This window comes from Streptomyces sp. NPDC049597, from assembly GCF_040675505.1.
GTDB lineage: Bacteria > Actinomycetota > Actinomycetes > Streptomycetales > Streptomycetaceae > Streptomyces.
The window spans coordinates 1-14,084 of sequence record NZ_JBFAOY010000014.1 but is presented as its reverse complement, the minus strand read 5'-3'; the positions used below and the strand labels follow the sequence as shown (position 1 = coordinate 14,084).

Sequence of the window (14,084 nt, the reverse complement as noted above, 5' to 3'; positions counted from 1 at the left end):
CGGGTCCGAGCGGCCGGGTCCGGAGCGACGACCACAGGCGCCGAGGTGGGGACCCGGCGCCGTTCCGGCTGATGGTACGGCCGGTTTTTCACATGCGCGCGCGGAAGGGGGAGGATGTACCCATGCAGCCTAGGAACATGTCCATGAGCGGCGTCGTCGACCTCGCCGCGGTGAAGGCGGCCGGAGAGGCCAAGGCGAAGGCGGAGCAGGCCCGCGCGGAGGCCGCCCGGCAGGGTGGCGGCGGTGCCGTGTCGCCCGCCGCGCTGGTGATCGACACCGACGAGGCGCGCTTCGAGCGCGACGTCCTGCAGCGTTCCACCGAGGTCCCGGTCGTCATCGACTTCTGGGCCGAGTGGTGCGAGCCGTGCAAGCAGCTCAGCCCGCTTCTGGACCGCCTCGCGAAGGAGTACAACGGCCGGTTCGTTCTCGCCAAGATCGACGTCGACGCCAACCAGATGCTGATGCAGCAGTTCGGCGTCCAGGGCATCCCGGCGGTCTTCGCCGTGGTGGCGGGCCAGGCGCTGCCCCTCTTCCAGGGCGCGGCCCCCGAGGCGCAGATCCGTCAGACCCTGGACCAGCTGATCCAGGTGGCCGAGGAGCGCTTCGGGCTCACCGGCGTCACCGTGGACCCGGACGTGTCGGGCGAGGCGGCCGAGGCCCCCGCGCCGGCGGGCCCGTACGACGCGCTGTTGAGCGCGGCCATGGACGCGCTCGACGCCGGCGACTTCGGCGGCGCGATCCAGGCGTACAAGAACGTGCTGGCGGACGACCCCGCCAACAGTGAGGCCAAGCTGGGCCTCGCGCAGGCCGAACTGCTCGGCCGCGTACGGGACATGGACCCGCAGCAGGTCCGCCGGGACGCCGCCGACAACCCGGGCGACGTGCGGGCCCAGATCGCCGCGGCCGACCTCGACCTGGTCGGCGGTCACGTGGAGGACGCGTTCGGCCGGCTCGTGGAGACCGTGCGGCGCACGGCGGGCGCGGACCGCGACGCGGCGCGGGTGCGGCTGCTCGAACTCTTCGAGGTGGTCGGTCCCGACGACCCGCGGGTGACGGCGTCGCGTCAGGCGCTCGCGCGGGTGCTGTTCTGACCCCACATTGACAGACCTTCTGACAACGGCGCCCGAATGCGCCGTGTCCGACGGTTTTGCGGCGGTGGCGCGGTGTGCGGCGCCACCGCCGATTTGGCGACACAGTGACACATCGCAGCCGTGCTTTACCAAAACTTGGTAATGAGAACGTCTGTTACTCCGAGTACAGCGGGCCGCTGGTTCTGTCCGTTTATCGATGCCAATCTCCCGCTCTGCTCCCTGGGTGGGTGGCACCCTGTGTGCTCGGTCGACGCCGCGCGGTCGTGGCGTGGTTATCAGGCCGTTACTAGCGAGTAACGAACCCCCTTGTATCCGGGCTTGGAATGGACCACGATCGGCGACGCTCGGTCCAATACCGCACCCGCCCGGCTTCCCGCCGTGCCGCGGTCCGTTGGGTCCCCACCGGGCCGGTCGGCGGCAGTGGCGCCGGCCGCGGACAGGGGGGTTCCTGCTGACCGGCAGGGCCTGTCCGACCGGTTGCGCGAGAGTGCGGCCAGTGGTTGTCGCTCGGGGGTGATCGCCGGTGTTTCGGACGCAGTCAGCGCCTGAAAGTACAGGCGCTCTCCTTCCCGAGGACGTAGCACTTCTCCCATCCCAGGACGGGCCCGCGGGCCCGGACCGGAGATGTACGTCCGAGAAGGAGGAAAGTCATGGAGTCTGTGGCTCGTGGTGGAACCAGATGGAAGCGGTTCGCCCTTGTCATGGTGCCGAGTGTGGCCGCGACGGCCGCGATAGGCATCGGCCTGGCACAGGGCGCGCTCGCCGCGTCGTTCGCTGTGTCCGGCCAGGAGTTCAAGGTCACCGCAGGCAAGCTCGTCGGACATGGGTTCGCCCAGTACGGCGGCGTCGACATGGGGTACAAGGACCTCAAGGGTGACGAGAAGGTCGCGCGTCCCGTCGCGATCTCGACCTTCAAGAACGCCTCGATCACCAAGATGTGCCAGTCGGTCGTCACCGACGTGCCGTTCGTCGGCAAGGTCACCCTGCGGCTGACCGCAGGTGACAAGGGCACGGACGTCAAGGCGCAGAACCTGTACCTGGACGTGTCCGAGCTGGACGCGAACGCCAAGTTCGAGAACATCGACATCGGTGTCGCGGCCAAGGACACGGACAACCCCGGCGTGGGCAAGGGTCCTGAGGTCAAGGACAAGTCCATCCTGCCCAACGGCTTCGGACAGCAGGCCGACGTGGCCACGCTGACCGACGTCGAGCAGAAGGCGTGGGCGACCACCGCCGGCACCTTCGAACTGAGCGGTCTGAGCATGCGCCTGCACAAGGGCGACGGACCCAAGGTCGAGTGCTACTGACGGTCATCCCGTCCGGGCGGGCGGGTGAAACTCTGGCAGCTTCGCCCGCCCGCCACTCTCTTCACACAGCAACGCCAGTACCAGGGAGCTGTTTTCCATGAGCGCCGAGTCTGCAGTGTCACAGGGGCGGGACGAGCACTTCGTCCGCGTCATTCGGCGGAACTTCCGCAACTGGCGGGGACAGCGGCCGTTCTGGGCCGGACTGTTCACCCTGCTCGGTGGAATCCCGATCGCCTACTTCCCGTATGCCACCTTCAAGCTCGGTCACATGACCCTGTCGATGGCGACGACGGCGGGCGCGGGCTCCTTGATCATCGGCGTACTGCTGGTCACGCTCGGTCTGACGATGTGGTTCCACCACATCGTCAGGGTGTTCGCGGGCATAGCCACGATTCTCCTGGCACTGATCTCGATCCCGATCGCCAACCTGGGCGGGTTCGTCGTCGGCTTCCTGTTCTCTCTCATCGGTGGCGCGCTCGCTCTGTCGTGGGTGCCGGGGAAGCCCGCGGCGGCGAGTGCCGTGCCGTCCGCCGACGAGACCGCTCCGCCGAGCGACGTGGAGATCCCCGCCGTGCCCGAGCAGTGGGACGGCTACGGCGTGGACGCACACGAGGCAACCATCGAAGGCAACGGAGGGAGGAACAGTGCCGGGTGACGTGACACCACCGCTGTCCGCGGGCGCGGGCGGCGACGGTTCGCGCGAGAGGAAAGGGCCGCGGCACGCCGCCCCCAGGAAGTCGCTGCTGAACAGGATGCAGCTGCCCGCGAGCAAGGCCATAGCCCTGGCCGCGATGCCCACCGCCGTGTTCGTGGGCATGGGCCTCGCTCCCAAGCTGGCGCTCGCCGACGACAAGGACATCCCGTTCGCACCCGGTCCGTGCGTGACGCGCTCGGACGAGCCGGCGGAGTCCGAGTCGCCGTCGCCCTCCGAGTCGGCGAAGCCGTCCGAGACGCCGTCGCCTTCCGACAGTGCGGAGCCGGAGCCGGCGCCGAGCGAGACGTCCCTCACGGACGTCCTGAAGCCGAATCCGTCCGAGAGCCCGTCGGCGGACGCGGCGGACGCGGCGGACGCGGCGGACAAGACCGCGGAGGCCGTGTCGCCTGAGCCGGCCCCGAGCGAGACCAGGAACCCCCTGGACCCGCTGGGCGTGGGCGACGCGCTCGAGGACCTGTTCGACGGCCCCGACAAGGAGCCGGAGACCAGCCCGACGCCGAGCGAGAGCGCGAGCACCGAGCCGGCTGCCGAGCCCTCAGAGGAACCGTCCGAGAAGCCGGCGGAGGAGCCGGCGGAGAAGCCCGCCGACGCCGTGGGCGACGTGGTGGACGACACGGTCGACACGTCCAAGGAAGCGATCAAGGACGCCGCGGACAAGGTGGGCGCGACGGTCGAGGAGCTGGACGAGGACGTCAAGGGGCTCGACCCGAAGGCGGACGAGGACATCCCGGACGGCGCCAAGCCGCGCTTCCCGTGCCCGACCCCAGACCCGGAGGCGCTCGCCGCCGCGGAAATGGAGCCAGGCCGTCCGCTGCTTCCGGACGAGCCGTGGATCCTGGAGAGCACCCGGCTCACCCTGAACGGCCTGGACTACCACGGCATCGTCGAGGTCAAGACGGGCAGCGGCAAGGTCAAGAAGGTGCTGAAGTTCACGGCGACGGGCGTGGACATCAAGGACCTGCACCAGCTGGTGCAGGGCCCGAACGGCACGATCGCGCACGTCGAGGCCGACAAGGGCTCCACGTCGACCATCCGCGACGGCGAGGTCACGATGTACACGGAGGAGCTGAAGGGCAACCTCTTCGGTCTCATCCCGGTGACGTTCAGCCCCGAGACACCGCCGCCGCTGAATGTCCCGTTCGCCTTCTTCACCGATGTGAAGGTGACGCAGGCCGGCCAGTTCGGCGGCACGCTGACGGTCCCAGGACTGCACAACTACTTCACGGGCGCCGAGAGCTGACCCGAGAGGACCGGACCACCGGGAGCCGCGAAAGGAACTGCGGGCCGTACCCCCTCGGGGTGCGGCCCGCAGTCGTGGGACTCCGCCCGGTGGCGGCGCTCGGCCGCCCGTCGGGCGCAGAGGGGGGTCAGGACTTCGACTGACCGCCCAGGTGGTGCACCCGGACCATGTTCGTCGTGCCCGGGACACCCGGAGGGGAGCCCGCGGTGATGATCATGGTGTCGCCCTCGTTGTAGCGCTGGAGCTTCAGCAGTGCCGCGTCCACCAGGTCCACCATCGCGTCCGTCGTCTCCACGAACGGCGCCAGGAAGGACTCCACGCCCCAGCTCAGCGACAGCTGGTTGCGGGTGGACTCGTCCGTCGTGAAGGCCAGGATCGGCTGGGACGCGCGGTAGCGGGACAGACGGCGGGCCGTGTCGCCGGACTTGGTGAAGGCCACCAGGGCCTTGCCGTCCAGGAAGTCGGCGATCTCGCAGGCCGCGCGGGCCACCGAACCGCCCTGGGTGCGCGGCTTCTTGCCCGGAACCAGCGGCTGGAGGCCCTTGGAGAGCAGTTCCTCCTCCGCCGCGGAGACGATCTTCGACATCGTCCGGACCGTCTCGATCGGGTACGCGCCGACCGAGGACTCCGCGGAGAGCATGACCGCGTCCGCGCCGTCCAGGATCGCGTTGGCGACGTCGGACGCCTCGGCACGGGTGGGACGGGAGTTGGTGATCATCGACTCCATCATCTGGGTCGCCACGATCACCGGCTTGGCGTTGCGGCGGCACATCTCGATGAGCCGCTTCTGCACCATCGGGACCCGCTCGAGGGGGTACTCGACGGCCAGGTCGCCGCGCGCCACCATCACGCCGTCGAACGCCATCACGACGTCCTGCATGTTGGCGACGGCCTGCGGCTTCTCCACCTTGGCGATGACGGGGACCCGGCGGCCCTCCTCGTCCATGACCTTGTGGACGTCCTTGACGTCACTGGCGTCGCGGACGAACGAGAGCGCCACGAGGTCACAGCCCATGCGGAGCGCGAAGCGCAGGTCCTCGACGTCCTTCTCGGACAGGGCGGGGACGTTGACCGCCGCGCCGGGCAGGTTGATGCCCTTGTGGTCGGAGATCACGCCGCCCTCGACGACGATCGTCTTGACCCGCTGCCCGTCGACCTCGACGACGCGCAGCTCGACGTTGCCGTCGTTGATCAGGACCTGGTCGCCCTTGGAGACGTCTCCGGGCAGGCCCTTGTACGTGGTCCCGCAGATCGACTTGTCGCCGGGGACGTCCTCGGTGGTGATGGTGAACTCGTCGCCGCGGACCAGTTCGACCGGTCCCTCGGCAAAGGTCTCGAGGCGGATCTTGGGACCCTGGAGGTCGGCCAGCACGCCGACGGCGTGCCCCGTCTCCTCGCACGCCTGACGCAGGCGGTGATACCGCTCCTCGTGCTCAGCGTGGGTCCCGTGGCTCATGTTGAAACGGGCCACGTTCATGCCGGCCTCGATGAGCGCTTTCAGCTGCTCGTAGGAGTCGACGGCGGGGCCCAGTGTGCAGACGATTTTGGAACGGCGCATAAGGCGGATCCTATCGGTTTGTTTCCCTGCGGAATATTCCGTCTGGTGGAATGTACAAATGGGCGCCATACCGCTCAGGCGTTCACCCTTTCCCGCACCAGCTCGAAGGTCTGGCGGGCGATCTCCAGCTCCTCGTCCGTCGGGACCACGGCCACCGCGACCCGTGCGCCCTGCGGCGAGATCAGCCGCGCCTCGTCCGAGCCCTCGGCGTTGAGCCCGGCGTCCACCGCGAGGCCCAACTGCTCCAGGCCGGCGATCGCCGCCTCCCGCACCGGCGCGGCATTTTCACCGACCCCGGCCGTGAATGCGACCGCGTCCACCCGGCCGAGTACCGCGTAGTACGCCCCGATGTACTTCTTCAGCCGGTGGACGTAAATGTCGAACGCCAGCTTCGCCCGCTCGTCGCCCGCGTCGACACGGCGGCGGATCTCCCGCATGTCGTTGTCCCCGCAAAGGCCCACCAGACCGCTCTTCTTGTTGAGCAGCACATCGACCTCGTCGGCCGACATTCCCGCCACCCGCATGAGGTGGAACGTCACCGCCGGGTCGATGTCCCCCGAGCGCGTACCCATCACGAGCCCTTCCAAGGGGGTCAGCCCCATCGAGGTGTCCACGCAGCGGCCGCCGGCCACCGCCGAGGCGGACGCTCCGTTGCCGAGGTGCAGCACGATGACATTCACCTCGGACGGGTCCTTGCCCAGCAGCGCCGCCGTCGCCCGCGACACGTACGCGTGCGAGGTGCCGTGGAAGCCGTAGCGGCGGATCCGGTGGGCGTCGGCCGTCTCGACGTCGATGGCGTACCGGGCGGCCGGCTCGGGCATTGTCGTGTGGAACGCCGTGTCGAACACCGCGACCTGCGGCAGGTCGGGCCGCAGCGCCTGCGCGGTACGGATGCCGGTGATGTTCGCCGGGTTGTGCAGCGGGGCGACCGGGACCAGACGCTCGATCTCCGCCATCACCTCGTCCGTGATCACCGTCGGCTCGGTGAACCGCAGGCCGCCGTGCACCACCCGGTGACCGATCGCCGCCAGCTCGGGGGAGTCCAGGCCGAGACCGTCGTGCGCCAGCTCGTCGGCGACCGCCTTCAGCGCGGCCGAGTGGTCGGCGATCGCGCCCGCGCGCTCCCGCCTGTCGCCGCCGGTCAGCGGAGTGTGCACCAGGCGCGAGGTGGACTCGCCGATCCGCTCGACCAGACCGACGGCCAGCCGCGTGCTGTCGCGCATGTCCAGCAGCTGGTACTTCACCGACGACGAGCCGGAGTTGAGGACGAGGACGCGGGTGGCGGTGCGGGTCATGCGGGAAGCTCCTGAGCCTTCGACGGGTCCTGGGACTGGATCGCGGTGATCGCGACCGTGTTGACGATGTCGCTGACGAGCGCGCCGCGCGACAGGTCGTTGACCGGCTTGCGCAGACCCTGCAGCACCGGGCCGACCGCCACGGCGCCGGCCGAGCGCTGGACGGCCTTGTACGTGTTGTTGCCCGTGTTCAGGTCGGGGAAGATCAGGACGGTCGCCCGGCCCGCCACCTCGGAGTCGGGCAGCTTCGTCGCCGCGACGGACTGGTCGACCGCCGCGTCGTACTGGATGGGACCCTCGATCCGCAGGTCGGGCCGGGACTCCCGGACCAGCTTGGTCGCCTCGCGCACCTTGTCCACGTCCGCGCCCGTCCCCGACGTGCCCGTGGAGTACGACAGCATCGCGATGCGCGGCTCCACGCCGAAGCGGGCGGCCGTCGCCGCCGACTGGATCGCGATGTCCGCGAGCTGCTCGGCGTCGGGGTCCGGGTTCACCGCGCAGTCGCCGTACACCAGCACCCGGTCGGCCAGGCACATGAAGAAGACCGACGAGACGATCGAGGCTTCGGACTTGGTCTTGATGATCTCGAAGGCCGGGCGGATCGTCGCCGCGGTGGAGTGGACGGAACCCGACACCATGCCGTCGGCCAGGCCCTCGTCGACCATGAGCGTGCCGAAGTAGTTGACGTCCGCCACCACGTCGTACGCCAGCTCCACGTTCACGCCCTTGTGCGCGCGCAGCGCCGCGTACCGCTCGGCGAAGGTCTGGCGCAGCTCCGAGGTCTGCGGGTCGATCAGCTGGGCCGCCGTGAGGTCGATGCCGAGGTCGGCGGCCTTCTTGCGGATCTGCTCGGTGTCCCCGAGCAGCGTCAGGTCGCAGACGTCGCGGCGGATCAGCACGTCGGCGGCGCGCAGCACCCGCTCCTCCGAGCCCTCGGGCAGCACGACGCGGCGGCGGTCGGCACGGGCCTGCTCCAGCAGCTCGTGCTCGAACATCATCGGCGTCACCCGGCCGCTGCGCGCGACCGCGAGCCGGGCCAGCAGGTCCGCGGTGTCCGCATGGCGCTCGAACAGGCCCAGGGCGGTCTCCGCCTTGCGCGGTGTGGTGGCGCTCAACTTGCCTTCCAGCGCGAACAGTTCGCCGGCCGTCGGGAAGCTGTTGCCCGCGACCGACACCACCGGCGTGCCGGGGGCGAGGCGGGAGGCGAGGGTGAGGATCTCCTCGCTCGGGCGCTCGTTCAGCGTCAGCAGCACCCCCGCGATGGGCGGCGTGCCCGCGGAGTGGGCGGCGAGCGCGCCCACCACCAGGTCGGCGCGGTCGCCGGGCGTGACCACCATGCAGCCGGGCGTCAGGGCGCCGAGGAAGTTCGGCAGCATCGCCCCGCCGAAGACGAAGTCCAGCGCGTCGCGCGCGAGGCCGGAGTCGTCGCCGAGCAGCACGGTGCCGCCGAGGGCGTGCGTGATCTGGGAGACCGTGGGCGCGGCGAGCGCGGGCTCGTCGGGCAGCACGTAGCAGGGGACCGGGAGGCGGGCGGCGAGCCGCTCGGCTATCGCGGCGCGGTCGCCGGGCGCGACCCGGTTCGCGACCATGGCGAGCACGTTGCAGCCCAGGCCCTCGTAGGCGCGGTAGGCGTTGCGGGTCTCCGCCCGTACGGACTCCGGCGTCTGGCCCTTGCCGCCGACCACGGCGATCACCGAGGCGCCGAACTCGTTCGCCAGCCGTGCGTTGAGCGCCAGCTCGTCCGGGAGCTGCGTGCCCGCGTAGTCCGTGCCGAGGACCAGGACCACCTCGTAGTCCCTGGCCACCCGCAGGAAGCGCTCGACCAGGGCGGAGACCAGCTCGTCGGTGCCCTTCTCGGCCTGCAGCGCCGCCGCCTGGTGGTAGTCGATGCCGTACACCGACGCCGGGTCCTGGGAGAGCCGGTAGCGCGCCCGCAGCAGTTCGAAGAGCCGGTCGGGTCCGTCGTGGACGAGCGGGCGGAAGACGCCCACCCGGTCCACCTGGCGGGTCAGGAGCTCCATGACCCCCAGCTCGACCACCTGCCGTCCGTCTCCGCGGTCGATCCCGGTCACGTACACGCTGCGCGTCACGCGTGCTCTCCCGTCCATTGCGTCGTTCCGGTACGTCGTTCCGGTCCGCGCCGCGGGCGGGCGGCCGACCGGATGTGGGCGTGCAGAAGAACCGCCCGGGGCGGCATTGCCCTCTTGACAATACCCCTGAGGATGGATAAAGCGCCCGTCGGGCACCGTGCGGCCCGGCCTGAGGGGGGCTGCCGGGAGCGCGGGCGGTTCGGGCACCGTGGGACAATCGGACCGGGCTCACACGTACGACGACGAGCAGGAGACACGGCACGATGCGTATCGGAGTTCTCACCGCAGGCGGCGACTGTCCCGGCCTGAACGCAGTGATCCGGTCGGTCGTGCACCGCGCCCTGACCGGCCACGGCGACGAGGTCATCGGCTTCGAGGACGGTTTCCGTGGTCTGCTCGACGGCCACTACCGCCCCCTCGACCTCAATGCGGTGGGCGGAATCCTCGCCCGGGGCGGCACCATCCTCGGCTCCACCCGCCTGGAACGCGGCCGCCTGCGCGAAGCCGCGGAGAACGCGGCGGAGTTGGCGAAGCAGTACGGCATCGACGCGCTCATCCCCATCGGCGGCGAGGGCACGCTCACCGCGTCCCGCCTGCTGTCGGAGGCCGGGATGCCCGTCGTGGGCGTCCCCAAGACGATCGACAACGACATCTCGTCCACCGACCGCACCTTCGGTTTCGACACCGCCGTCATGGTCGCCACCGAGGCGATCGACCGGCTCAAGACGACCGCCGAGTCGCACCAGCGCGTGATGGTCGTCGAGGTCATGGGCCGGCACGCGGGCTGGATCGCCCTGGAGTCGGGCATGGCGGGCGGTGCGCACGGCATCTGCCTGCCGGAGCGGCCCTTCGAGGTCGACGACCTGGTGAAGATGGTGGAGGAGCGCTTCGCGCGCGGCAAGAAGTTCGCGGTCGTCTGCGTCGCCGAGGGCGCGCACCCCGCCGAGGGGTCGATGGAGTACGCCAAGGGCGAGATCGACCAGTTCGGCCACGAGCGCTTCCAGGGCATCGGCAACCGCCTGGCCGCGGAGCTCGAGCGGCGCCTCGGCAAGGAGGCCAAGCCGGTCATCCTGGGCCATGTGCAGCGCGGCGGCACACCGACCGCGTACGACAGGGTCCTCGCCACCCGCTTCGGCTGGCACGCGGTGGAGGCGGCGCACCGCGGCGACTTCGGCAAGATGACGGCGCTGCGCGGCACGGACGTGGTGATGGTGCCGCTGGCCGACGCGGTGACACGGCTGAAGACGGTGCCGGAGGACCGGGTGTTCGAGGCGGAGTCCGTCTTCTGAGGGGTCCGCCCCCGCTGTCCTGCGCCGAGCGGCCCCGACCGTCCTTCCACGGACGGTCGGGGCCGCTCGTGCTTCCCCCTCTTCCCCCGTGATCCCCCGTTTCCCCCGTACGCCCCCGGGTGGCCCGCGCGGTCGGCGCGGAATCCGGTTGGCGCAGATCACTCTTGAGTTCCGCGGCCCCCGTCGCAAGGCTGTTTCCTGTCCGGGACATGTCCCACCCTGTCCCAGCTGGTGAATCGGCAGAAGGAGAGCGGATGGCGGGGGCCAGGAGCGGTGCTCCGGATCCGGAAAGGGCCACCGACGCGGCCGAGTTCGTGGCCGCTCTGCAGGCGCTGAAGGACTGGTCGGGGCTGACGTATCGCGAACTGACGTCCCGGGCGGAGGCGTTGGGCGACGTGCTGCCGCGCTCCACGGTCGCCAACATGCTCGCCCGCGCGACGGTGCCACGCGAGGAGCTGGTCGCCGCCTTCGTGCGGGCGTGCGGGTGCGACCCGGGCGACCTAGACACCTGGCTGCGGGTGCGCAAGGAGCTGGCCCGCGGGGAGCGGCAGGCCGAAGAGGCTCCGGACGCGGTCTCGCCCGACCGCGACCCGGCAGGCGCCGGGGCCGCCGGCGAAGCCGCCCACGCGCGCGGCAGCGCACCCGCCGAGCCGCCGCCCGCCCCGGGGGCCGCGGCGAGGCGGCCGCGCCGCCGGACACGGGTCCTGCTGCCCGTCGCCGGATTCCTGCTCGCCTCCGCGGCGGTGGCCGCGGCCGTCGGCCTTCCCGGCGACGGCGACGGCGAGGGGCGCGAGAAGGGGCGGGCAGACGGGCGGCCCGCCGCCGCGTCCGGGCCGGGCCCCGCGCCCGCGCCCGGAGCCGTGACGATCAGAGCCGTGCACTCCGGTCTGTGCCTCGCAGAGGACGGCGGCCAGAACGGCCAGGTGTACCAGCGCGCCTGCGCACCGGACTCGATCCCGCGCTTCGCGCTCAAGCGGATCGAGGGCGGCTGGCGGCTGGTGACGTTCCACCAGAAGTTCGGAGAGGGCTGCACGGGCGTGCAGGACAAGTCGGTGTGGGACGGAGCCCCCGTCGAGGACCAGGAGTGCGGCAAGCGCGGCCCGGCCGAGGCGTTCCGCCTGGAGCCGGTCGGCAGCCCCGTACGCGGCTACCGCCTGCGCCCGCTCCACAGTGACCTCTGCGTCGGCGTGGAGGCGGGAACCAAGCGGGCGGGGGAGCCGTTGCGGCAGCTCACCTGTGCCGCTGACGCCGAGGGGCAGCTCTTCGCCTTCGACCGCAGGGAGTCCGCGGCGACAGGATGAACAACAGACCGCCGGCGCAGGCACGTTCGGCGTGACGCACCTTCCGCGTGAAACGCGCCTTCCCGCTGTCGCCGTCAATTCGCCCGCAACGGGCTCGAACCACCCGTCGGCGGCCACCTCGGGCGGGCAAAGCGGACGTCGCGGCTGACGCGATTCGGCATGTCGGGTATACGACAGCCTTTCATTTGTCTGACCACTGTCATTCAGTCGCAGGTTGCTGGCAGTCTCGGCCGGGTTCCAGCAGGCAGCCGAACAACACACCGTCGACCCGGCACTTCCTCCCCACGTCGTGCACCCGGGCCGCGGCGCCGGTCTGTCCGCAAGCTCCTGACACCCCATCAGAGCGGCACCACCCCCGCCGCTCACCCCCCACCGGGCCGCGGACACCGAGCGGCCCCCTGCCGAGGAGACCTGAGTGACACCCAGCACCACCCGCAGGGCGACCACCCGAGCCGCGGTTCTCGTGGCGTCGGCCGCGATGGTCGTCGTCGGTATGCAGACCGGTCCGGCGACCGCCGAGGCGGAGAGGGCCGGCGACGCGACAGCCGTCGCCCAGGCGCCCGCCGACCGCGCCCTCGCTCTCAAGGCGGCGCAGGCCGGTGCCGGCGCCGAGGCGACCGCCCTCGGTCTCGGCGACAAGGAGAAGCTTGTCGTCCGCGATGTCATCAAGGACGCCGACGGCACCGTGCACACGCGGTACGAGCGCACCTACGCCGGACTGCCGGTCCTCGGCGGCGACCTCGTCGTCCACGAGAGGAAGAACGGCAAGCGCTCGGTCACCAAGGCCACCGAGGCCCGCATAGCCGTGCCCGGCACGGACGCGAAGGTCCCCGCGTCGGCCGCGGAGAAGTCCGCGCTGAAGGCCGCCGCGGCCCAGGACACCGGCGAGGCCGCAGCCGAGGGCGCGCCGCGCAAGGTCGTCTGGGCGGCGTCCGGCAAGCCCGTACTCGCCTGGGAGACCGTCGTCACCGGCCTCCAGCACGACGGCACGCCGAGCGAGCGGCACGTCGTGACCGACGCGACCACCGGAGCCGAGCTGTTCTCCTACGAGACGGTCCACACCGGCACCGGCACCGGCGACTACAACGGCACCGTCCCGCTGACCACCACGCCCAACGGCAGCACCTTCGACCTGAAAGACGGCCTGCGCGGCGGCCACCGCACCTTCGACCTGAACGGCGGCACCTCGGGCACCGGCACCCTGTTCAACGACGCCGACGACGTCTGGGGCGGCGGCCGGCAGAGCGCCGCGGTCGACGCGCACTACGGCGCCGCGGTCACCTGGGACTACTACAAGAACGTGCACGGCCGCAGCGGCATCCGGAACGACGGGGTCGCGGCGTACTCCCGGGTCCACTACGGCAACGCGTACGTCAACGCCTTCTGGTCCGACTCCTGCTTCTGCATGACCTACGGCGACGGCGCGAACAACACCAAGCCGCTCACCTCGCTCGACGTGGCCGCGCACGAGATGACCCACGGCGTGACCTCCAACACCGCCAAGCTCGTCTACCGCGGCGAGTCGGGCGGCCTGAACGAGGCCACCTCCGACATCTTCGGCGCCGCCGCCGAGTTCGCCGCGTCGAACACCGCCGACGCGGGCGACTACCTCATCGGCGAGAAGATCGACATCCGCGGCAACGGCACCCCGCTGCGCTACATGGACAAGCCCAGCAAGGACGGCAACTCCAAGGACTACTGGTACAAGGGCATCAACCGGATCGACGTCCACTACTCGTCCGGCCCCGCCAACCACTTCTTCTACCTGCTGTCCGAGGGCAGCGGCGCCAAGACGATCAACGGCGTGAGCTACGACAGCCCGACCTACGACGGCAAGGCCGTCAGCGGCATCGGCCGGGACAAGGCCGAGCGGATCTGGTACAAGGCGCTGACCGCGTACATGACCTCCACGACGGACTACGCGGGCGCCCGCACCGCCACCCTGTCGGCCGCGACCGACCTGTACGGCACGGGCAGCGCCGAGTACCAGGCGGTGAACGCCGCCTGGGCCGCGGTCAACGTCAAGTGACGACCCGCTGATCCGGCGGGCGACGCCGTCGCCCCGGGCCGTGGGGGGCGCCCCCGCCCCCCCCCGGGGGGGGGGGGGGGGGGGGGGGGGGGGCGGGGGGCCCCCCCAAGCGGATTTTGGGCACACCCCCCCCGCCCCCCCCGGGGGGGGAGAGCAGGAGGGGGGGCGG

10 protein-coding genes are annotated in these 14,084 nt (G+C 71.0%); 7 read left to right on the top strand and 3 right to left on the bottom strand.

Features of this window, described 5'->3' with window-relative positions; genetic code table 11:
* Window positions 1-122 precede the first annotated feature (122 nt).
* From AB0K02_RS17720 to AB0K02_RS17705, 4 genes are all read left to right on the top strand, one after another.
* Window positions 123-1,091 carry a tetratricopeptide repeat protein gene (locus AB0K02_RS17720; protein ID WP_365993373.1) on the top strand — a complete coding sequence of 323 codons (969 nt, stop codon included), beginning with the start codon at window positions 123-125 and terminating at the stop codon, window positions 1,089-1,091.
* Window positions 1,092-1,741: 650 nt separating this feature from the next.
* A complete protein-coding gene (locus tag AB0K02_RS17715) occupies window positions 1,742-2,398 on the top strand; it encodes a DUF6230 family protein (RefSeq protein ID WP_365993372.1) in 657 nt (218 codons plus the stop codon).
* Between the two features lie 97 nt (window positions 2,399-2,495).
* Entirely contained in the window at window positions 2,496-3,053 is a 558-nt protein-coding gene (locus AB0K02_RS17710; protein ID WP_365993371.1) for a DUF6114 domain-containing protein, read from the top strand.
* Window positions 3,043-4,353: a hypothetical protein gene (locus AB0K02_RS17705; protein WP_365993370.1), complete on the top strand. Its 1,311-nt coding sequence runs from the start codon at window positions 3,043-3,045 to the stop codon at window positions 4,351-4,353. Before AB0K02_RS17710 ends, AB0K02_RS17705 begins: the two co-directional genes overlap by 11 nt.
* 127 nt (window positions 4,354-4,480) lie before the next feature.
* Here the strand turns inward: AB0K02_RS17705 and pyk are convergent, their stop codons facing one another.
* The 3 genes from pyk to pta form a co-directional block, all read right to left on the bottom strand.
* The gene (pyk, locus tag AB0K02_RS17700) at window positions 4,481-5,911 is read right to left on the bottom strand and encodes a pyruvate kinase (protein WP_365993369.1); all 1,431 of its coding nucleotides are present in this window, start codon (window positions 5,909-5,911) and stop codon (window positions 4,481-4,483) included.
* A 74-nt stretch (window positions 5,912-5,985) separates the two neighbouring features.
* The gene (locus AB0K02_RS17695) at window positions 5,986-7,206 is read right to left on the bottom strand and encodes an acetate kinase (RefSeq protein ID WP_365993368.1); all 1,221 of its coding nucleotides are present in this window, start codon (window positions 7,204-7,206) and stop codon (window positions 5,986-5,988) included.
* Window positions 7,203-9,296 carry a phosphate acetyltransferase gene (gene pta / locus AB0K02_RS17690; protein WP_365993367.1) on the bottom strand — a complete coding sequence of 698 codons (2,094 nt, stop codon included), beginning with the start codon at window positions 9,294-9,296 and terminating at the stop codon, window positions 7,203-7,205. Before pta ends, AB0K02_RS17695 begins: the two co-directional genes overlap by 4 nt.
* A 263-nt stretch (window positions 9,297-9,559) precedes the next feature.
* Between pta and AB0K02_RS17685 the strand changes: the two genes are divergently transcribed.
* The 3 genes from AB0K02_RS17685 (at window position 9,560) to AB0K02_RS17675 (ending at window position 13,915) form a co-directional block, all read left to right on the top strand.
* The gene (locus AB0K02_RS17685; RefSeq protein WP_365993366.1) at window positions 9,560-10,585 is read left to right on the top strand and encodes an ATP-dependent 6-phosphofructokinase; all 1,026 of its coding nucleotides are present in this window, start codon (window positions 9,560-9,562) and stop codon (window positions 10,583-10,585) included.
* 254 nt (window positions 10,586-10,839) lie between these two features.
* Window positions 10,840-11,886, top strand: a complete 1,047-nt coding sequence (locus AB0K02_RS17680; RefSeq protein WP_365993365.1) for a helix-turn-helix domain-containing protein — start codon at window positions 10,840-10,842, stop codon at window positions 11,884-11,886.
* A gap of 478 nt (window positions 11,887-12,364) precedes the next feature.
* A complete protein-coding gene (locus AB0K02_RS17675; RefSeq protein ID WP_365993519.1) occupies window positions 12,365-13,915 on the top strand; it encodes a M4 family metallopeptidase in 1,551 nt (516 codons plus the stop codon).
* The last annotated feature ends 169 nt before the right edge of the window (window positions 13,916-14,084 follow it).

What these genes read in the sequence shown, in the direction of transcription:
- AB0K02_RS17720 (WP_365993373.1), top strand. Translation starts at nt 123, where the DNA reads ATGCAGCCTAGGAACATGTCCATGAGCGGCGTCGTCGACCTCGCCGCG.
- AB0K02_RS17680 (WP_365993365.1), top strand. Translation starts at nt 10,840, where the DNA reads ATGGCGGGGGCCAGGAGCGGTGCTCCGGATCCGGAAAGGGCCACCGAC.
- AB0K02_RS17695 (WP_365993368.1), bottom strand. Translation starts at nt 7,206, where the DNA reads ATGACCCGCACCGCCACCCGCGTCCTCGTCCTCAACTCCGGCTCGTCG.
- AB0K02_RS17675 (WP_365993519.1), top strand. Translation starts at nt 12,365, where the DNA reads ATGGTCGTCGTCGGTATGCAGACCGGTCCGGCGACCGCCGAGGCGGAG.
- pyk (WP_365993369.1), bottom strand. Translation starts at nt 5,911, where the DNA reads ATGCGCCGTTCCAAAATCGTCTGCACACTGGGCCCCGCCGTCGACTCC.
- AB0K02_RS17685 (WP_365993366.1), top strand. Translation starts at nt 9,560, where the DNA reads ATGCGTATCGGAGTTCTCACCGCAGGCGGCGACTGTCCCGGCCTGAAC.
- AB0K02_RS17715 (WP_365993372.1), top strand. Translation starts at nt 1,742, where the DNA reads ATGGAGTCTGTGGCTCGTGGTGGAACCAGATGGAAGCGGTTCGCCCTT.
- AB0K02_RS17710 (WP_365993371.1), top strand. Translation starts at nt 2,496, where the DNA reads ATGAGCGCCGAGTCTGCAGTGTCACAGGGGCGGGACGAGCACTTCGTC.